Genomic DNA, 19,427 nt, shown 5'->3' on the forward strand with positions numbered 1-19,427 from the left:
AGCGCGCCCGTCCGTGCACGCGACGGCGCGCCGCGCTTGCAGCGCTTGCACCCATAAAAAAACAAGGCTTTCGGGGACTCAATGGAACAATTCATCATCGCCAACATCGCGCCCATCATGTTTGGCACCCTGGTCATTTTCCTGCTGTCGGGTTTCCCGGTCGCCTTTTCGCTGGCCGCCAACGGCCTGTTCTTCGGCTTCGTCGGCATTGAGCTCGGTTTGCTCAAGCCGGAGCTGCTGCAAGCGCTGCCGAACCGCATCTTCGGCATCATGGGCAACGACACCCTGCTGGCGATCCCCTTCTTTACCTTCATGGGCCTGATCCTGGAACGCTCCGGCATGGCCGAGGATTTATTGGACACCATCGGCCAGCTGTTCGGCCCGATCCGGGGCGGCGTGGCCTACGCGGTGATTTTCGTCGGCGCCCTGCTGGCCGCCACCACCGGCGTGGTGGCCGCGTCCGTCATCTCGATGGGCCTCATTTCCCTGCCCGTCATGCTGCGCTACGGCTACGACAAGCGCCTCGCCTCGGGCGTCATCGCCGCCTCCGGCACGCTGGCGCAGATCATTCCCCCCTCCGTCGTGCTGATCGTCATGGCCGACCAGCTGGGCCGCTCGGTGGGCGATATGTACCGCGCCGCGTTCGTTCCCGGCCTGATGTTGACGGCCATGTATGCCGGCTACGTGCTGTTGCTGTCGCTGATCAAGCCGGCCTACGTGCCGGCCCTGCCGCTCGAAGCGCGCAACCTGCGCCAGCCGAACGGCGACAGCGGCGTCGCCTCGCTGTTCGCACTGCTGGCGGTGACGGCCGGTGTCGGCGTCGCCTTCGACACGCTGTGGGGCGCCAGCCACCCGAACCTGGCGGCCGACGAGCTGGCGATTTTTTCCAGCGCCGCCGCCATCGTGTTCGCCTTTGTCGCCGCCATCGCCAACCGCAATCTGAAGCTGGGCCTGCTCTCGCGCATGGCCGAAAAAGTGGTGTTCGTGCTGATCCCGCCGCTGGCGCTGATCTTCCTGGTGCTGGGCACCATCTTCATCGGCATGGCCACCCCCACCGAAGGGGGCGGCATGGGCGCGGCCGGCGCCATCCTCCTGGCCCTCGCCAACCGCCGCCTGTCCTGGTCGCTGTTGCGCCAAGCCATGCATTCGACCACCCGCCTGTCCGCCTTCGTCATCTTCATCCTGATCGGCTCGACCGTGTTTTCGCTGGTGTTCCGCGGCGTCAATGGCGACCTGTGGGTCGAACACCTGCTCACCAGCCTGCCCGGCGGCGTCAACGGCTTCCTGGTGGTGGTCAATGTGATGTTCTTTTTACTGGCCTTCTTCCTCGACTTTTTCGAGCTGGCCTTCATCCTGGTGCCGCTGGTGGGACCGGTGGCGCACAAGCTGGGCATCGACCTGATCTGGTTCGGCGTGCTGCTTGGCGTGAACATGCAAACCTCGTTCATGCACCCGCCGTTCGGCTTCGCCCTGTTCTACCTGCGCTCGGTGGCGCCAAAAGAAGTCAAAACCAGCGACATTTATTGGGGCGCGATCCCGTTCGTGCTGATCCAGGTCGTCATGGTCGCCCTCATCATCGCCTTCCCCCGCCTGGTGTCGATCGAGAAAAAAACCGACATGACGGAACAGCTGGAACTGAAGCTCGATGTGCCGTCGAGCGATATTCCCCAGCCAAGTTATGAGCCGGACAACAAATAGGGGGCGCCCCGCCGGCGCTTGCCTCGACGCCAACTGTCAAGACCACATCAGTCATTATTGACGACACAATTTAGTGTTGCTGTACGGATTCAATTAACACTTTTCTCGCGTTCATTTGAATTGCCCGTTGGTATCTCGCGGTCTCTGCTCTACGATTCCCGTTAATTGTTCAATCAAGCAAAACGGGGTCAACATGGCAGTGGTCGAATCGATATCGGACGCCGAACACGACACGCAACAACTGGCGGCGGCGCCCACCCCTGGCGCGGCGGCGCACAAGGCCAGCAGCGCGGCGCTGGCGCTGTCCGCCGCCGCCCTGCTGGCCGCCTGCGGTGGCGGCGGTGGTGGCGCCAGCGCCAGCGCCCCGGGCGCGCCGGCCAGCCCCGTCACGCCGGCGCCCACCCCGGTGGTGCCGGAAGCGGTGACGGCGGTGACGGCCTCGCGCTTCCTGGCGCAGGCGTCGATGGGCGCCACGCGCGAGCAGATCGCCCGCGTGCAGGCGCTCGGCTACGCCGGCTGGATCGATGAACAGATGGCGCTGGCGCCGTCGACCACGCGCTGGGACTGGCTGGTGTCGAAGGGCTTCGACGCCCTCGCCAACAAGAACAGCGAAGCGGGCGCCGACCCGGCGATCTGGCGCAAGATGCTCAGCTCGCCCGACACCCTGCGCCAGCGCGTCACCTTTGCCCTGTCGGAAATCCTGGTCGCCTCGATCGCCGGCTTCAGCGGCGGCTGGAACACGTTTTCGGCCGCCGCCTGGCTCGACTTGCTCGAAGCGCAGGCGTTCGGCAATTACCGCACCCTGCTGGGGCAAGTGTCGACCAGCGCCCCGATGGGCGAATACCTGACCTTCCGCGGCAACGTCAAGGCCAACACCAGCACGGGCGCCCTGCCGGACGAAAACTACGCGCGCGAAGTCATGCAGCTGTTTACCATCGGCCTGGTGCAACTGAACCAGGACGGCAGCGCCAAACTGAGCGGGGGTGTGGCGACGGAAACCTACACGCTCGACGACATCGGCGGCCTGGCGCGGGTCTTCACGGGCTGGAATTACGACCTGACGGGCACCACCACCGACGTGCCCGAATTCAAGCGCAAACCCATGACGGTGACGGCCAGCCGCCATGAAAGCGGCAGCAAGACCTTCCTCGGCACCACCATCGCCGCCGGCACCAGCGGCGAAGAGAGCCTGCGCATCGCCCTCGACACCCTGTTCGCCCACCCGAACATTGCGCCCAACATCAGCCGCCAGCTGATCATGCGCCTCGTCACCAGCAATCCCAGCGCCGCCTACGTGGCCCGCATTGCCGCCGTGTTCAGCAACGACGGCAGCGGCGTCAAGGGCAATCTGAAGGCCGTGCTCAAGGCCATCCTGCTCGACGGGGAGGCGCGCGCCAGCGCCAAACTGGCCGACCCCGCCTTCGGCAAGCAGCGCGAACCGGTGCTGCGCCTGTGCGCGTGGGCGCGCGCCACGGGCGCCACCTCGACGGCCGACGCCTGGACCGTCGGCAACACCTCGGACCCGGCCACCCGCCTGTCGCAAAGCCCGCTGCGCTCGGGCAGCGTGTTCAATTTCTTCCGGCCCGGCTACGCGCCGCCCAACAGCGCCGTCGGCAGCGCCGGCCTGGTGGCGCCGGAATTTCAGATCACCAACGAGTCCAGCGTGGTCGGCTACCTCAACTACATGCAGAACGTCGTCAAGAACGGCGCCGGCGACGTCAAGTCGACCTACGCGGCGCTGTTGCCGCTGGCCGATGTGGCGGCCAGCCTGGTCGATGAACTGAACCTGCTGCTGGCCGCCGGCCAGCTCTCGGGCGCCAGCACGGCCCTGATCACCACGGCCGTCAATTCCATGACCGCCGGCACCGACGCCGCCCGCCTGAACCGCATCTACGCCGCCCTGGTGCTGGTGCTGGCCGCCCCCGAATTCATCATTGTGAAGTAACACCGCCATGTCCAAACCCGCCACCAGCGCCTCCCGCCGCGCCTTCCTGCAACGCGCTTCCGCCCTCTCGCTGGCCGGCGTGGCCGCGCCGTGGGCGCTCAACCTGGCCGCCATGGCCGATGCCTCGGCCGCCACCGCCACCGACTACAAGGCGATGGTCTGCATCTTCCTGTATGGCGGCAACGACTACGCCAACACCGTCACCCCCTACGACCAGGCCAGCTACAACGCCTACCAGGCGATGCGCCCCAGCTTCGCCCACGCCCGCGCCAGCCTGGCTGCCACCGCCTTGAATCCCGTCCAGGCGCCCGTCGACAGCACGGGCGCGGCGCACCAGTACGCGCTGGCGCCCAACCTGGCGCCGCTGATGCCCCTGTTCGATGGCGGCCAACTGGGCGTGCTGCTCAACATCGGCACCCTGATCGGGCCCACCACCAAGCTCCAGTACACCAACAAGTCGGTCAAGCTGCCAGCCAAACTGTTTTCCCACAACGACCAGCAATCGACCTGGCAGGCGCTGGCGCCGGAAGGGGCAATTTCAGGCTGGGGCGGGCGCATCGGCGACGTCTTCGAAAGCGGCAACGGCAACAGCACCTTCACCTGCGTGAACGTGTCGGGCAACGCCGTCTTCATGTCGGGTAACTCGGCCGTGCAATACCAGGTGTCGACCAACGGCTCGGTGCCGCTGGCGGGCCTGAAGTCGCCCCTGTTCGGCTCGAGCGCCGCCACCGAAGCGCTGCGCACCCTGATCACCCAGCCGCGCAGCCACCTGCTCGAAGCCGAATACAACCGGGTGGCCAAGCGCTCGGTCGATGCCGACAGCGTACTAACGAGCGCGCTGGCGAGCACCCCGGCCCTGGCCACCGCCTGGCCCACCCCGAACAGCCTGGCCGACCAGCTCAAGATGGTGGCGCGCATGATCGCCGCCGCGCCCAAGCTGGGCGCCAGGCGCCAGGTGTTCTTTGTGTCGCTGGGCGGCTTCGACACCCACGATTCGATGGCCACCGTCCACCCGACCCTGATGAAGAACGTGGCCGCCGCCATGACCGCGTTTTACCAGAGCACGGTCGAACTGGGCGTGGCCGCCAACGTCACCACCTTCACCGCCTCCGACTTCGGCCGTACAATGGTGGGCAACAACGACGGTTCCGATCACGGCTGGGGCAGCATGCACTTCGTCATGGGCGGCGCCGTCAAGGGCAAGTCGCTGTACGGCACGGCGCCGGTGGTGGCCAACAACGGCCCCGACGACGTCGGCCAGGGCCGGCTGGTGCCCACCACTTCGGTCGACCAGCTCGCCGCCACCCTGGGCAAATGGATGGGCGTCTCCGACAGCAACCTGCTGACGCTGCTGCCCAGCCTGTCGAACTACAATGCCGGCGCGCGAACGCTGGGTTTTATCTAAGGATCCACCGCATGCGTGTCCCGATCGCTGTTGCCGGTTTGCTGTTGTCGACGTCCGTGCTGATGTCGACGTCCGTGCTGGCGCAAACGCCGCCCCGCCCCGCCCCCGCAGACATGCTGCGGATGGCCGACTCGTCGACCGCGGCGGCGCTGGCCGCCCTCGAACGGGGCGTGCAGGCACAGTTAAACGCCCAGCTCACCGTGGCGGAACAGCCGGAGACGGCCGAGCGCATCGCCAGCTTCAAAAAAAACCTGTTCGACGCGCTGCGCAAAAAGGGCTTTACGGCCGAGCAGAGTCTGCAGTTGGTAATGGCGACGCCGTTGCCGGCGCTGTCGAAATAAGCGGAGCCTGTGCCGCCAGCAGGCGCTTGAGCTGGGCCGCCTGGTAGGCCCCCACCACCTCGTCGAACAGGCAGCGGATCAAGGGATCGTCGACCAGGTCGGCATCGCGTAAATCGTGTTCCGACGCCGCGTCGAAGGTGGCGTCATTGATGCGCACGTACATCGACGTGAGCGATTCGCCCAGCGCCAGCGCGCCGTACACTTTGCTCATCGCCACCTCGGTCAGCCAGCCCGGCGCCAGCGCGTCGCCGGCCAGTTCAATGGTGTCGCCCTCGACGATGTAGTCGAACTGGCGCACCGCGCCATCGTGGTCAAACAGGCGCAGGCGCCAGTGGCGCCGGCGCTGAAAATAGCTCGCTTCGGGCAGCTCGAGCGCGCGGTAGCGGCGCAGCAGGCCGTCGCCGCAAAACGCCAGCACCAGCGCCGCCCCGGCGGCGTCGAGGGCGGCAAAGCGCTGCGCGATGGACGCCGTCGACGGTGGCGCGGCGTGCGGACGAAAATCGACATCGACATCCTGCGGGCCGACCGGCTCGACCCACGCCAGCGGCGGCGCCGGCGCGATGCCAGCGGCGTCCAGGCGGACCGACACGCCCGGGTTGAGGCGCACGATGGCGATCGCCGGCAGGGCCGTGGTGACGGCCTGCGCGAACTCGCGATACGTCATGGGGAACATCGCATGGTTGTACCACGACCAGTCTTCCTGCACGAACTGGCAGGCGCTGGGCACCACGTAGCGGGGCGCGAGCGCGCGCAGCTGGTCGATCCAGTCGTCCGGCAGGCCTGGCTGGTGCGGCGCGGCCCGCGACGGCGCGATCACGGCCAGTTCGCGCATGGGCTGGAACGGCCACAGCACCATGTCCCACGGCCCCTCGGCGGCCAGCTGCGCCACCACCGCGTCGGCGATCCAGGCGTCGACGACGTTGAGCACATTGACGCCGCCGGCGCGCACCTGGAACATGGCGTCGACGTCAGCGTCGAGCGCCTCGCGCGGGGTCACCTCGATGGCGCCGATGCGCACCGGGCGGTCGATCGCCAGCCGGTGAACGCGGGTAAAGCCGAGCTGGCCGATCATCTCGAACAGCTCGTCGAACAGGCAGTACAGGTAGACCGGGGTGCTGCGCGCGAGCAGGGCCAGGCTGTCGAGCGAACAATGGTCGTCGTGCAGGTGCGAGATGAACACGGCGTCGAGCGGGGTTGCCGCGATCGCGGCCGTATCGAAACGCACGGCGGGAAAGGCGTGGCAGTTGCGGCTGAACGGATTTTCAAACACGGGGTCGAACGCGATGCGCGTGCCGTCCGCCTCGAACAGGTAGCCGGCGTGCAGGATGCGGGAGATCAGGAGGCTCATCGCCGCAGTATAGTCGTTCGCGCGGCGCAGTTACACCACCGTGGCAGCGCACTTGCTGCCATCATGGATGCCACCGCAAGCGAACCGCAAGCCCAACGCCACGAAAGAACGCCATGACCGAGCTGCCCCCCGATCGATCGACCGGCCTGCCCCGCAAGAAGCGCAGCGTGCGCATCGAGATCGCGCCCAACAGCCTGTACCTGATCGTCGCCCTGGTGGCCGGCCTGGCCCTGCTGACCCAGATGGTGCCCGTGATCCTGGTGCTGGTGGTGGCGCTGATGCTGGTGGGGACGCTCAACCCGGCGGTCGAAGCGCTCGAACAGCGCAAACTCAAGCGCGCACCGGCCATCTTCGCCGTGTTTTTCGCCGTGCTGGTGGGGGTGGGCGCGCTGCTGGTGTTTACCGTGCCGGCCATCGTCGAGCAGGTGGCCAGCCTGGTCCGGCAGGAGCCGCAACTGCGCGCCCGGCTGGTGGCGCTACTGTCGAGCTATCCGCTGACCTCGCCCCTGGCCAGCACCGTCCACACCCTCCAGTACAGCGCCATGTTCAAGTCCTTCGGCACGCAGGCGCTGGTGATGTCGCGCGACCTGCTCGAAATCGTCGCCTACGGCGCCGGCGCGTTTTTCCTCGCGCTCTACATCATGATCGACCGCGACCGCCTGCGTGGCGCCCTGTTCGCCGCCGTGCCACGGGGCCAGCACATCAAGCTCTCGCGCATCCTGCTGCGCCTGGAAGTGATCGTCGGCGGCTACGTGCGCGGCCAGATCGTCACCTGCGCGCTGATGGGCGGCTTCCTGTTCGCGCTGCTGACCGCCACCGGCGTGCCCAACGCGCTGGCCATCGCCGCCTTCGGCGGACTGGCCGACGTGCTGCCCTTCGTCGGCATTTTTCTCACCATGATCCCGGCCGTGCTGGCCGCGCTGGCGGTCAGTTCGGTCGCCGCCACCATCGTGCTGGTGCTGCTGCTGTGTTACGAAGAATTCGAGAGCCGGGTGCTGGTGCCGCTCGTGTACGGCCGCGCGCTGCGCCTGCCATCGTCGATCGTGCTGTTCGCCCTGATCGCCGGCGGCAGCCTGTACGGCATCGCCGGCGCCCTGCTGGCCCTGCCCGTGGCGGCGGCGCTGCTGATGCTGGTGGAAGAACTGAAAATGGACCTGCCAGGCGAGGTGGCGCAAGCGGCCGACCGCAGCATCGAGCGCAGCGATACCGTCGGCGAGGCCGAGTACCTGCGGCGCACCGATGGCATGGGCGCCGAGCAGGCCGCCGGGGTGGCCGCCGCCATGACGACGGCGCGCGCCCTGCGCGAGAAAGACGACGAGATCGCTGCCGAAAAACTGGCCGCCGCCACCGGCGCCGCGCACGATTGAGGGGAATCAATCGCCCTGGCCGGCCGCGGCCGATGCTGGAATCCGGACACCCATTCACGGGCGGCGACACCGCCGCCGGCGATGCCACCATCGGAGGAGCGCATGAGCACGGATAAGGAAGTCAAGCAAAACGTCGAACATGAACTGGCCTGGGACCCCGTCATCGACGCGGGCGGGGTGACGGTGGGCGTGAAGGATGGCGTCGTCACGCTCACGGGCGTGGTGCACCGCTATGGCGAGAAGCTGCAGGCCGAGCGGGCCGCCAAGCGCGTCAAGGGCGTGTACGGGCTGGCCAACGACATCGAAGTGCGCATCGGCCCCGACGCCCGCAGCGACGCCGAAATCGCCCACGATGCCGTCCATGCCCTGCAAATCCAGTTGCCGGTATCGTCAAAAAACATCAAGACCATCGTCGAGAACGCCCACGTGCGCCTGGAAGGCCAGGTGCAATGGAACTACCAGCGCCAGCGCGCCGAAACGGCGGTGCGCTCCCTGCACGGGGTCAAAGGCGTGCAAAATGAAATCACCCTGCTGCCCGGCGTGGCCCCGAAGGAAATCCGCGGCGCCATCCAGGCCGCCTTCCACCGCAACGCGCAGCTCGAGGCCAACCGCATCACCATCGAAGTGAGCGGCGCCGACGTGGTGCTGACCGGCACCGTCAAGACCTGGGCCGAGCGCGAGGAAGCCGAACGGGCCGCCTGGATGGCACCCGGGGTCAATACTGTGCGCAACAGCATCGTGCTGGGCAGCTGACCTCAAGGGTGCCGGCGCTGACGGGCGGCGGCCAGCAGCGCACTGACCTCAGCGTCGTCGATTTGCCGGAAATCGCGGTACCACTGCCCCACCGCGAAGAACGGCGACGGTTCGCGCAGGCAGACCAGTTCGTCGACGCGGGGCCGCAAGGCGGCGCAGGTGTCGGGCGCCCCCACCGGCACGGCGACGACCATGCGCGCCGGCCCCGCCTGGCGCAGCGCCTCGACGGCGGCCCACATGGTCGCGCCCGTGGCCAGGCCGTCGTCGACGACGATGAGCACCCTGCCCTGCAATGCGGGGCCGGGCGCATGGGCGCCATACAAGGCTTCGCGCCGCGCAATTTCCGCCGCTTCATGCTCTGCCACCTGCTCGATGACGGCGGCGGGGATGTGCAGTTCGGCCACGGTATCGGGCTGCAACACGCGCAGGCCGCCGCTGGCGACGGCGCCCATCGCGTATTCGGGGTGCCCCGGCACGCCGAGTTTGCGCACCAGCACGATATCGAGCGCGACATCGAGGATGGCGGCCACGGCAGCGGCCACCGCCACGCCGCCACGGGGCAGGCCAATGACGGTCACATCGGCACGGTAGGCATAGGCACGCAGGCGCGCCGCCAGCAGCTTGCCGGCTTGCTCGCGCGTGCTAAAACGGCTGGGCTCGGGCATGGGAGGGACGAAAAAAACGCGCAAGGCGCCACCATCGTTAGACCGATGGCGCCGGCGCGAGTTCCGTCGTTGCCGTCCCGGGTGGACTCAGTGCTGCTTCATGACCAGCGTCAGAATGTCGTAGCTGGCCACCAGCTCTTCGTGCTGGTTCGTCACTTGCACGTCCCACGCCACCACGCCCTGGCCGATGCCCTTGTCATCGACGCGCTGGCGGTCGACCTTGCGTTTGCAGGTGAGGCGGGCGCGGATGGTGTCGCCGATCGCCACCGGGGCGACGAAGCGCAGGTTGTCGAGGCCATAGTTGGCCAGCACGGGGCCCGGTGCGGGAGAGACGAACAGGCCGGCGGCGGCCGACAGCACGAAGTAGCCGTGGGCGATGCGCTTGCCGAACTGGGTGTCGCGGGCGGCGATCTCGTCGAAGTGCATATAAAAATAGTCGCCCGAGACGCCGCCGAAATTGACGATGTCCGCTTCCGTCACGGTGCGTCGGTGGGTCAGCAGCGAGTCGCCCATCTGCAGCTCTTCGAAGTGCTTGCGGAAGGGGTGGATGGGGCTTTCCTGCACGGCCGCGCCGCGCACGTACTCGCCCGTGACGGCGGCCAGCATGGTGGGCGAACCCTGCAGGGCGGCCCGCTGCAGGAAGTGGCGGACGGCGCGCACGCCGCCCAGCTCTTCGCCGCCGCCGGCGCGGCCCGGGCCGCCGTGTTTGAGTTGCGGCAGCGGCGCGCCGTGGCCCGTCGAATCGACCGCCGCTTCGCGCTCGAGCACCAGCACGCGGCCGTGGAAGGCGGCCAGGCCGGGCACGGCGCGCGCGGCGATGCGGGGGTCGCGCGTGCACAGGGTCGACACCAGCGAGCCCTTGCCGCGCGCGGCCAGCTGCACCGCTTCGTCGATGCCGCCGGCGGCGCTGTAGGTGATCATGGTGCTGACGGGGCCGAACGCCTCGACGTCGTGGACGGCGGCGTTATTGGCGCCATCGCGGCACAGCAGCAAGGTGGGCGCGAAGAAGGCGCCGCCGGCGACGTCGTCGCCGACCGGATGAAAACCGTCGGCGGCGCCGAACACGACTTCATTGCCGGCGGCGAGCAGCGCCAGCCGTTCGGCCACGTCGCGCTGCTGGTCGAGCGAGGCCAGCGCGCCCATGCGCACGCCCTCGGCCTGCGGGTCGCCCACCACCACCTTCGACAGGCGCTCGCGCAAGCGCTCGGCGAGCGCATCGACCCGGTTTTCGGGCACGATCACGCGGCGGATCGCCGTGCACTTCTGGCCCGACTTGCCCGTCATTTCACGCACCACTTCCTTGACGAACAGCTCGAACTCCGGGTCGTCCGGCGCAATATCCGGCGCCAGGATGGCGCAGTTGAGCGAGTCCGCCTCGGCGGTGAAGGGGACCGAGTTGCGCATCAAATTCGGGTTGGTGCGCAGTTTGAGGGCGGTGTCGGCCGAGCCCGTAAACGTGACGACATCGTCGCCGCGCAGGCGGTCGAGCAGGTCGCCCGTGCTGCCGATGACCAGTTGCAGCGCGCCCGGCGGCAGGATGCCCGATTGCTCGATCATCCGCACCAGCGCTTCCGTCAGGTAGCTGGTGGCGCTGGCCGGTTTGCCGATGCAGGGCATGGCGGCCAGGTAGCTGGGCGCGAATTTTTCCAGCAGGCCCCAGATGGGAAAATTGAAGGCGTTGATGTGCACGGCGACGCCGCCGCGCGGCACCATGATGTGGGTGCCGGCAAAGCCGCCCCGCTTGCCCAGCGCGATGGCCGGTCCCTCGTGCAGCACGTTCGACGAGGGCAGCTCGCGCGAGCCCATGCTGGCGAATGCGAACAGGGTGCCGATGCCCCCTTCGATGTCGACCCAGCTGTCGGCGCGGGTGGCGCCCGTGTGCTGCGAGATGGCGTACAGCGCTTCCTTGCGCTCCATCAGGTACATGGCCAGCGCCTTCAGGCTGGCGGCGCGGGTCTGGAAGTCCATCGCCATCAGCGCCGGCACCGCCGTCTTGCGCGCGTAGACGATGGCTTCGTCGAAGTCGATGCGCTCGGCGTGGGTATGGAACATCACCTTGCCGGTGATGGCGCTGTGCAGGGGTGCGCTCGCTTGGCTGCCGATCCAGCGGCCGCCGATCAGGCTTTGCAGGGTTGCTACGTGGGTCATATCGATATCCTTTACGTCTTCAAGTGTGCTTCGGCTTGTGCATATCGTCATCGAACACGATGCGCTGGCGATCGGCTTCGACGGCGTCGAGCGAATCGGTTTCGCGCATGGTCTGCATCGACCGCACGGCCAGTTGGTGGTATTGGGTGGTGCCGAAACGCTTCCAGGCGATTTCCTTCTCTTCCAGCTGGCGCACCACGCGCGCGGGCGAGCCCATCACCATCGAGCGGGGCGGAATGAGCATGCCGGCCTTGATAAAACTGTTGGCGGCGATGATCGAGTCTTCGCCCACCACCGCCTGGTCCATCACCACGCAGTTCATGCCGACCATGGCGTTGCGCATGACGCGGCAGCCGTGCAGGATGGCGCCGTGGCCGATGTGGCCATCGACTTCGACCACCGTGTCGTCGCCGGGGAAGCCGTGCATGACGCAGCAGTCCTGCAGGTTGGCGCCCTCTTCGAGGATGAGGCGGCCGAAGTCGCCCCGCATCGACGCCAGCGGGCCCACGTAGCAGCGCGGGCCGACGATGACGTCGCCGATCAGCACCGCGCTGGGGTGCACGTAGGCGCTGGGATGGACCACCGGGGTGATGCCATTGATTGCATAGACTTTGACCATGGGATGCCCGTTTTTTCTGTGTGAGCCTGTTTAAGCCTGCTTACATGCCGAGATAGGCCGACTGCACCTGTTCGTTCTGCAGCAGTTCGGGGCCGGGACCGGAGAGCACGATGGCGCCCGTCTCGATGACGTAGCCGACGTCGGCGATGGCCAGCGCGGCGTGGGCGTTTTGCTCGACCAGCAAGATGGTGATGCCCTGGTCGCGCAAGCTCTCGACGATGCGGAAAATCTCCTTGATCAGCAGCGGCGCCAGGCCCATGCTGGGCTCATCGAGCAGCAGCAGGCTCGGATGGCCCATCAGCGCCCGCGCCATCGCCAGCATCTGCTGCTGGCCGCCGGAGAGCATGCCGGCGGTCAGCGCGCGCTTCTCGCGCAGCACGGGGAACAGGCCGTAGACCCGTTCCAGGTCGGCCGCCAGTTCCCCTTTCGGGCGCGTGTAGGCGCCCAGGCGCAGATTGTCTTCGATGCTCATGGGGCCGAACACCTGGCGCCCTTCCGGCACCTGGCAGATCCCGGCGCGCACGCGGCGGTCGGCGCTCAGGCGGGTGATGTCCTGGCCGCCGAAGACGATCGATCCGCCGCTGACGGGCTGCACGCCGGAGATGGCGCGCAACAGGGTGGTCTTGCCGGCGCCGTTGGCGCCCACCAGGGCGACCAGCTGGCCCTGGCGCACGTCGATGTCGATGGCGTGCAGGGCCTGGATGGGGCCGTAGTGGCTGGCCAGTGCCCGAATTTCCAGCACTGGCGCGGCGTTGCTAAAATCTCGCATCTGTAAACACCTTTAAGCGGTCGCGCCAAGATAGGCGGCGATGACGGCGGGGTTGGCGCGCACTTCGGCGGCGCTGCCTTCGGCCAGCGTCTTGCCGTAGTCGAGCACCAGGATGTGGTCGGACAGGTTCATCACCAGCTTCATGTCGTGCTCGACGAGCAGCACGGTGATGCCGGCCTGCGCCACCTTGCGGATGAGCGCTTCGATTTCGCCCGTCTCGGTGTGGTTCAGGCCCGCCGCCGGTTCGTCGAGCAGCAGGATGGCCGGCTTGGCCGCCAGCGCGCGCGCAATCTCGAGCCGCTTGAGGGCGCCATACGGCATCTGGCTGGCCTCGGCATCGAGGTATTTGCCGACACCGACGAAGGCCATCAGCTGCGCCGCTTCCTCGCGGCAGGCGGCGTCCTGGCGGCGCACGGACGGCAGCGCCAGCATCGAGGCGAACAGGTTCTGGTTCAGCCGCAGGTGCGAGCCCACCATGACGTTGTCGATGGCGCGCATGTTCATGCACACCTGCAGGTTCTGGAAGGTGCGCGACAGGCCGCGCCGGGCCAGCGCGTCGGGCGCCATGCCGGCCACGTTTTCGCCCTTGAAGGTGATCGAGCCCGTGGTCGGCGTGTAAATGCCGCTGACCAGGTTGAACAGGGTCGTCTTGCCGGCGCCGTTCGGCCCGATCACGGAGGCGATCGCCCCTTCGCGCACGCTGAAGCTGACGTCCTGCACCGCGTGCACGCCGCCGAAGCTTTTACTTAAGTGACTAATTTCGAGCATCATTTCCTCCGGCTTTTATAGCGCAGCGCAATGCTGGGCACCAGGCCGCGCGGCAGGAAAATCATGGTCACCATCAGGATCACGCCGAACACCACCACTTCCCAGCCCTCGAAGGCCTGCAGCAGTTGCGGCAGGATGGTGAGCAGGGCGGCGCCGATGATGGAGCCGAACACCGAGGCCATGCCACCGACCACCACCATCGTCACCAGCTCGATCGAGTGGAAGAAGCCGGCCATGCCGGGGGTGATGAAGCCGATGTAGTGGGCGCTGACGGAACCGGCGATGCTGGCCACCACGGCCGACAGCACGAACACCCGCACCTTGAACTGGGTGGTGTCGATGCCGGCCACGCGGGCGGCGATTTCCGAGCCGTGGATCGCCTGCAGGGCGCGGCCGACGGGCGAATCGATCAGGTTCAAGGCCAGCCAGGTCATCAACAGCAGCATCACGGCGGCCACCGCGTACCAGCCCGTTTCGCCCGTCACCGTCACCCCGAACAGCTCGAACGGCGGCACGGCCATGCCATCCGGCCCGCCCGTCCACTGCTGCTCGTTGTTGATGACGATGGAGATGATGATGCCCAGGCCCAGCGTGGCCATGGCCAGCGTGTGCCCCTTGAGTTTGAGGATGGGCCGCGCCAGCGCCCATGCCAGCAAGGCCGTCGCCAGCGCACCGGTGGCCAGCGCCAGCATCGGCGCCCAGTTGAAATGGGTGGTGAGGGCGGCCGATGAATAGGCGCCCAGGCCATAAAACCCCGCGTGACCGAGGCTGATCTGGCCCGTGTACCCCATCAGCAGGTTCAGGGCGATCACCACCACCGCGTTCAGGGCGATGCGGATGGCGACGTCGACATAGAAGGAATTGGGCAGCACCAGCGGCAGCACCGCCAGCACCAGCGCCAGGATCAGCAGACCACCGTGTCGCGACTGGATCAACTTCATACGCGCTCCGACATCTTGGCGCCGAACAGGCCACGCGGCATGAAGAACAGGATCAGCAGGATCAGCACGAACGGCACCGCGTCCTTGTACGAGGAGGAGATGTAACCGGCCGTCATGGCCTCTGCGATGCCGAGGATCAGACCGCCCGCCACCGCGCCCACGCCGCCACCGAGCCCGCCCAGCACCGCCGCCACGAAACCCTTCAGACCGAGCATGATGCCGGCGTCGTACGAGGTGTAGGTGATGGGTGCGACCAGGATGCCGCCGAAGGCGCCCAGCAGGGCCGCCAGCCCGAACGAGAGCAGCAGCACGCGCCCGGTGTTGATGCCCACCAGTTGCGCGGCCAGCTTGTTGTGCGACGTGGCCAGCATGGCCTTGCCCAGCAGGGTGCGGCCAAAGAACCAGGCCAGCGCGCCGACGATGACGAGGGTGACGCCCAGCACCCACAGGCTTTGCGGCAGCAGGCTGGCGCCGAACAGCACGATCGGCGTGTCGCCCGAAAACGGCGCCAGCGAATGGGTGCCCTTGCCCAGCCAGATCTGCACCAGGCCACGGATGGTCAGCGAAGCGCCAATGGTGATGATGATGAGGGTGACCACCTGGGCGTTGTGCGCCGGTTCGATGACGATCTTCTCCATCAGCAGGCCGATGGCGCCGGTGACGACGACGGATAATATGATGGCCAGCGGCAGCGGCACGCCGGCGCCGGCCAGCAGGGCGGCCAGCATCCCGCCCAGCATGATGAACTCACCCTGGGCAAAGTTGATGACACCGCTGGTGTTGTAGATGATGGTAAAACCCAGCGCCGCCAGAGCGTACGCCGAGCCCACCGTCAATCCCGAAAACAGGAACTGGAGGAATTGTGCAAGCATGGGTAACCTTGTGAACGTGTCGCGGGATTATTTGAGCTGCACCCAGTCGCCGTTCTTGACTTCGACCATGCGGAAGGCCGACAGGTCCAGGCCCATGTGGTTCGCCGGGGTCATGTTGAAAATCCCCGTGGTGCCCACAAAGCCCTTGGTGGTCTCGAGCGCGGCGCGCACTTTTTCGCGGTCGGTGCCGCCGGCGCGCTTGATGGCGTCGACCGACAGGTTCAGGGCGTCGAGGGCGTAGCCGCCAAAGGTCGACGGGTCCATCTTGTACTTGTCCTTGTAGAGCTTGTCGTAGCTGGTGACGATGGCTTTTTGCACGTCGGCCGCCGGCAGCGCGTTGGCGATCAACAGGGCCGGCGTCGGCAGGCGCACGCCTTCGGCCGCTTTGCCGGACAGTTTGAGGTACTCGTCCGAGGCGACGCCGTGCGACTGGTACATCGGCAGCGCGCTCATGCCCAGCTGACCGTAGTTCTTGGTGACGACGGCGGGACCCTGGCCCAGGCCGAACACGAACACCGCCTGCACGCCCGGCACGCTCTTGATGCGGGTGAGCTGGGCGGTGATGTCGGTGTCTTTCGGACCGTAGGTTTCGTCGGCCACCAGGGTGATGCCGTACTTGGCGGCGACCGCCTGGGTTTCCTTGCGCCCGGACGCGCCGAAGCCGCTGGTTTCCGACAGCAGGCCCACTTTGCTGATGCCGCGCTTTTTCATGTCCTCGAATACTTTTTCAGCGGCCATGCGGTCCGTGTGGGGGGTCTTGAACACCCATTTTTTCACCGGGTCGATCACCACCACGGCGCCGGCCAGCGAGATGAACGGCAGGCTGGCTTTTTCCACCAGCGGGGCCATCGCCATGGTGGCGCCGGTGGTGGTGCCGCCGATCAGCACGTCGACCTTGTCGGACTCGATCAGGCGCTTGGTAAAGCTGTTGGCCTTGGCCGCGTCGCTGCCGTCGTCGTAGTGCACCAGTTCGAGTTTGCGACCGAGCACGCCTCCTTCGGCGTTGATTTTTTCGATGTACATCTGCAGCGTTTTCAGTTCCGGGTCGCCCAGGAAGGCGGCCGGACCGGACACCGACAGGACCGAGCCGATCTTGATGGGCTCGGCGGCGATGGCGCCGCTGGCCGCCAGGGCCATCGCTGCGAACAACAGGGATTTTTTCAACGTCGTTTTGATCATGCTATGTCTCCTCGGGGTGGTGTCGTTATGGCTGCTGTTTTAGTGCTGGTGCTGGTGCCGGTGCTGCAGGTCAGACGCGTTCGATGATCAGGGCGATGCCCTGGCCGACACCGATGCACATCGTGCACAGGGCGTAGCGCCCGCCCGTGCGGTGCAGCTGGTTGACGGCGGTGGTCACCAGGCGCGCGCCGGAGGCGCCCAGCGGGTGGCCGATGGCGATGGCGCCGCCGTTGGCATTGACGCGGGCGTCGTCGTCGGCCAGGCCGAGGTCGCGCGTGACGGCCAGGCCCTGGGCGGCGAACGCTTCGTTCAATTCGATAACGTCCATCTGCGCCATCGTCAGGCCCGTCTGCGCCAGTAGTTTGCGCGTGGCGGGCGACGGCCCGAAGCCCATGATGCGGGGCGCCAGGCCGGCCGTGGCCATGCCGACGATGCGCGCGCGCGCCGTCAATTGGTATTGTTCGACGGCCGCGCCGGAGGCGATCAGGATGGCGCAGGCGCCGTCGTTGACGCCGGAGGCGTTACCGGCCGTGACGGAACCGTCGGCGCTGACCACGCCCTTGAGTTTGGCCAGCTGTTCGATGGTGGTGTCGGGACGGGGGTGCTCGTCGGTGTCGAAGCGCTTGGGTTCACCCTTCTTCTGGGCCACCATCACGGCGACGATCTCGTCCTTGAAGACGCCGGCCGCGTGGGCGGCGCCCCAGCGCTGCTGGCTGCGGATGGCGAAGGCGTCCTGGTCGGCGCGGCTGATGTTGAATTCGCGCGCGACGTTTTCCGCCGTCTCGGGCATCGAGTCGATGCCGTACTGCGCCTTCATGGCCGGGTTGACGAAGCGCCAGCCGATGGTCGTGTCTTCGATTTTTGCGGCGCGCGAAAAGGCGCTGTCGGCCTTGCCCATCACGAAAGGCGCGCGCGTCATGCTCTCGACGCCGCCGGCGATGATCAGGTGCGCTTCGCCGGCCTTGATGGCGCGGCCGGCCATGCCGACCGCGTCCAGGCTCGAGCCGCACAGGCGGTTGATGGTGCTGCCGGGGACCTCGACGGGCAGGCCCGCCAGCAGGCCGGCCATGCGGGCGACGTTGCGGTTGTCTTCGCCGGCCTGGTTGGCGCAGCCATAGTAGACGTCGTCCACCGCCGTCCAGTCGACGCCGGGATTGCGGGCGATCAGGGCGGCAATCGGCAAGGCGGCCAGGTCGTCCGCGCGCACCGTCGACAGGGCGCCGCCGAAGCGGGCGAACGGGGTGCGGATGGCGTCGACAATATAAGCTTCGTTCATGGGTTTTCCTTGAGTTATTTGGGACGCTTGTCGATCACGCGGCGCGCCTTGCCCGTCATGGTGCGCTCGATGCCTTCGGCGGCCAGCAAGGTCACCTTGGTGGTCACGCCGACGAAGGTCTTGATCTGGTATTCGAGGTCGCCCTTGAGCATGCCGATCGCCTCGACGGTGAGCGAGCCGTCGCGCAGTTCGCCGTGCACCTCGAGCTTGTCGAGGTGGCCGTCGCGGCTGACCACCAGCTGGTAGTGGGGCGCCAGCGCGGGCATGCGCAAAATGATCTCTTCGATCTGGGTGGGGAACACGTTCACGCCGCGGATGATCAGCATGTCGTCCGAGCGCCCGGTGATCTTGCCCATGCGGCGCATCGAACGCGAGGTGGGCGGCAGCAGGCGCGTCAGGTCGCGCGTGCGGTAGCGGATGATCGGCAGCGCCTCCTTGGTCAGCGAGGTAAATACCAGTTCGCCCTCTTCGCCGTCGGCCAGCACTTCGCCCGTTTCCGGGTCGATCACTTCGGGATAAAAATGGTCTTCCCAAATCACCGGGCCGTCTTTCGACTCGATGCATTCGCTGGCCACGCCGGGGCCCATCACCTCGGACAGGCCGTAGATATCGACCGCGTCGATGCCGGCGCGCACTTCAATTTCGGCGCGCATGGCGTCGGTCCACGGCTCGGCGCCGAAGATACCCACCTTGAGCGAGGAGTCGGCCGGGTCCATGCCCTGGCGCTGGAACTCTTCGATGATGTTGAGCATGTACGACGGCGTCACCATGATGATATCGGGCTGGAAGTCGCAGATCAGCTGCACCTGCTTTTCGGTCTGCCCGCCGGACATGGGAATGACCGTGCAGCCGAGCCGCTCGGCGCCGTAGTGGGCGCCCAGGCCGCCCGTAAACAGGCCGTAGCCGTAGGCGATGTGGACCATGTCGCCGGCGCGCCCGCCGGCGGCGCGGATCGAACGGGCGACGACGTTGGCCCAGGTGTCGATGTCGTTCTGGGTGTAGCCCACCACGGTGGCCTTGCCGGTGGTACCGGACGAGGCGTGGATGCGCACCACTTTTTCGCGCGGCACGGCGAACAGGCCGAAGGGGTAATTGTCGCGCAGGGTCTTCTTGTCCGTGAACGGAAATTTCGCCAGGTCAGACAGCGTTTTCAGGTCGGACGGGTGGACCCCGGCGGCATCAAAAGCCTGGCGGTAGTGGGGCACATTGTCGTAGGCGTGCTTGAGCGTGGCCTGCATGCGCGACAGTTGCAAGGCTTGCAGCTCGTCGCGGCTGGCGCGCTCGATCGGTTCGAGCTCGGCTGGCGATGGCGTACGTTGAACCATGGTGGTCT

General features: G+C 67.0%; 17 protein-coding genes. 6 read left to right on the forward strand and 11 right to left on the reverse strand.

The features are described 5' to 3' along the window. Positions 1 to 81 precede the first annotated feature (81 nt). The 4 genes from ACP7EY_RS00605 (at position 82) to ACP7EY_RS00620 (ending at position 5,389) form a co-directional block, all read left to right on the forward strand. Positions 82 to 1,698, forward strand: coding sequence for a TRAP transporter large permease (locus tag ACP7EY_RS00605; RefSeq protein WP_426189394.1), 1,617 nt, complete (start codon positions 82 to 84; stop codon positions 1,696 to 1,698). A 193-nt stretch (positions 1,699 to 1,891) separates the two neighbouring features. Next, entirely contained in the window at positions 1,892 to 3,643 is a 1,752-nt protein-coding gene (locus ACP7EY_RS00610; RefSeq protein ID WP_426189396.1) for a DUF1800 domain-containing protein, read from the forward strand. 7 nt (positions 3,644 to 3,650) lie between these two features. After that, positions 3,651 to 5,048, forward strand: coding sequence for a DUF1501 domain-containing protein (locus ACP7EY_RS00615; RefSeq protein WP_426189398.1), 1,398 nt, complete (start codon positions 3,651 to 3,653; stop codon positions 5,046 to 5,048). An 11-nt stretch (positions 5,049 to 5,059) separates the two neighbouring features. Next, positions 5,060 to 5,389, forward strand: a complete 330-nt coding sequence (locus ACP7EY_RS00620; protein WP_426189400.1) for a hypothetical protein — start codon at positions 5,060 to 5,062, stop codon at positions 5,387 to 5,389. Here ACP7EY_RS00620 and ACP7EY_RS00625 read toward each other — a convergent pair. Further along, positions 5,328 to 6,737 (reverse strand): MBL fold metallo-hydrolase, encoded by a 1,410-nt coding sequence (locus tag ACP7EY_RS00625; RefSeq protein WP_426189402.1) that lies wholly within the window; start codon positions 6,735 to 6,737, stop codon positions 5,328 to 5,330. The genes ACP7EY_RS00620 and ACP7EY_RS00625 overlap by 62 nt on opposite strands. 113 nt (positions 6,738 to 6,850) lie before the next feature. Here ACP7EY_RS00625 and ACP7EY_RS00630 point away from each other — a divergent pair, with 113 nt between their 5' ends. Next, complete coding sequence (locus tag ACP7EY_RS00630; protein ID WP_426189404.1) at positions 6,851 to 8,104, forward strand: AI-2E family transporter; 1,254 nt, start codon at positions 6,851 to 6,853, stop codon at positions 8,102 to 8,104. Positions 8,105 to 8,206: 102 nt separating this feature from the next. Beyond that, positions 8,207 to 8,857, forward strand: a complete 651-nt coding sequence (locus tag ACP7EY_RS00635) for a BON domain-containing protein (protein ID WP_426189406.1) — start codon at positions 8,207 to 8,209, stop codon at positions 8,855 to 8,857. A gap of 2 nt (positions 8,858 to 8,859) precedes the next feature. Here the strand turns inward: ACP7EY_RS00635 and ACP7EY_RS00640 are convergent, their stop codons facing one another. The 10 genes from ACP7EY_RS00640 to paaK form a co-directional block, all read right to left on the reverse strand. Continuing rightward, the gene (locus ACP7EY_RS00640; RefSeq protein ID WP_426189408.1) at positions 8,860 to 9,522 is read right to left on the reverse strand and encodes a phosphoribosyltransferase; all 663 of its coding nucleotides are present in this window, start codon (positions 9,520 to 9,522) and stop codon (positions 8,860 to 8,862) included. Positions 9,523 to 9,609: 87 nt separating this feature from the next. Beyond that, complete coding sequence (paaZ, locus tag ACP7EY_RS00645; protein WP_426189410.1) at positions 9,610 to 11,670, reverse strand: phenylacetic acid degradation bifunctional protein PaaZ; 2,061 nt, start codon at positions 11,668 to 11,670, stop codon at positions 9,610 to 9,612. Between the two features lie 19 nt (positions 11,671 to 11,689). Further along, positions 11,690 to 12,289, reverse strand: coding sequence for a phenylacetic acid degradation protein PaaY (locus tag ACP7EY_RS00650; protein WP_426189412.1), 600 nt, complete (start codon positions 12,287 to 12,289; stop codon positions 11,690 to 11,692). Positions 12,290 to 12,329: 40 nt separating this feature from the next. Beyond that, entirely contained in the window at positions 12,330 to 13,058 is a 729-nt protein-coding gene (locus ACP7EY_RS00655; protein ID WP_426189414.1) for an ABC transporter ATP-binding protein, read from the reverse strand. Between the two features lie 12 nt (positions 13,059 to 13,070). Beyond that, the gene (locus tag ACP7EY_RS00660; protein ID WP_426190022.1) at positions 13,071 to 13,826 is read right to left on the reverse strand and encodes an ABC transporter ATP-binding protein; all 756 of its coding nucleotides are present in this window, start codon (positions 13,824 to 13,826) and stop codon (positions 13,071 to 13,073) included. Beyond that, positions 13,826 to 14,767 carry a branched-chain amino acid ABC transporter permease gene (locus ACP7EY_RS00665; protein WP_426189416.1) on the reverse strand — a complete coding sequence of 314 codons (942 nt, stop codon included), beginning with the start codon at positions 14,765 to 14,767 and terminating at the stop codon, positions 13,826 to 13,828. Before ACP7EY_RS00665 ends, ACP7EY_RS00660 begins: the two co-directional genes overlap by 1 nt. Further along, positions 14,764 to 15,639, reverse strand: a complete 876-nt coding sequence (locus ACP7EY_RS00670; RefSeq protein WP_426189418.1) for a branched-chain amino acid ABC transporter permease — start codon at positions 15,637 to 15,639, stop codon at positions 14,764 to 14,766. The genes ACP7EY_RS00665 and ACP7EY_RS00670 overlap by 4 nt, the downstream gene beginning before the upstream one ends. Before the next feature lie 27 nt (positions 15,640 to 15,666). Next, positions 15,667 to 16,818 (reverse strand): ABC transporter substrate-binding protein, encoded by a 1,152-nt coding sequence (locus ACP7EY_RS00675; protein WP_426189420.1) that lies wholly within the window; start codon positions 16,816 to 16,818, stop codon positions 15,667 to 15,669. Between the two features lie 70 nt (positions 16,819 to 16,888). Beyond that, a complete protein-coding gene (gene pcaF / locus ACP7EY_RS00680) occupies positions 16,889 to 18,094 on the reverse strand; it encodes a 3-oxoadipyl-CoA thiolase (RefSeq protein ID WP_426189422.1) in 1,206 nt (401 codons plus the stop codon). 14 nt (positions 18,095 to 18,108) lie between these two features. Next, complete coding sequence (gene paaK, locus ACP7EY_RS00685) at positions 18,109 to 19,419, reverse strand: phenylacetate--CoA ligase PaaK (protein ID WP_426189424.1); 1,311 nt, start codon at positions 19,417 to 19,419, stop codon at positions 18,109 to 18,111. Positions 19,420 to 19,427 lie beyond the last annotated feature (8 nt).

Source organism: Massilia sp. DWR3-1-1 (assembly GCF_049898325.1).
GTDB lineage: Bacteria > Pseudomonadota > Gammaproteobacteria > Burkholderiales > Burkholderiaceae_D > JAFCUW01.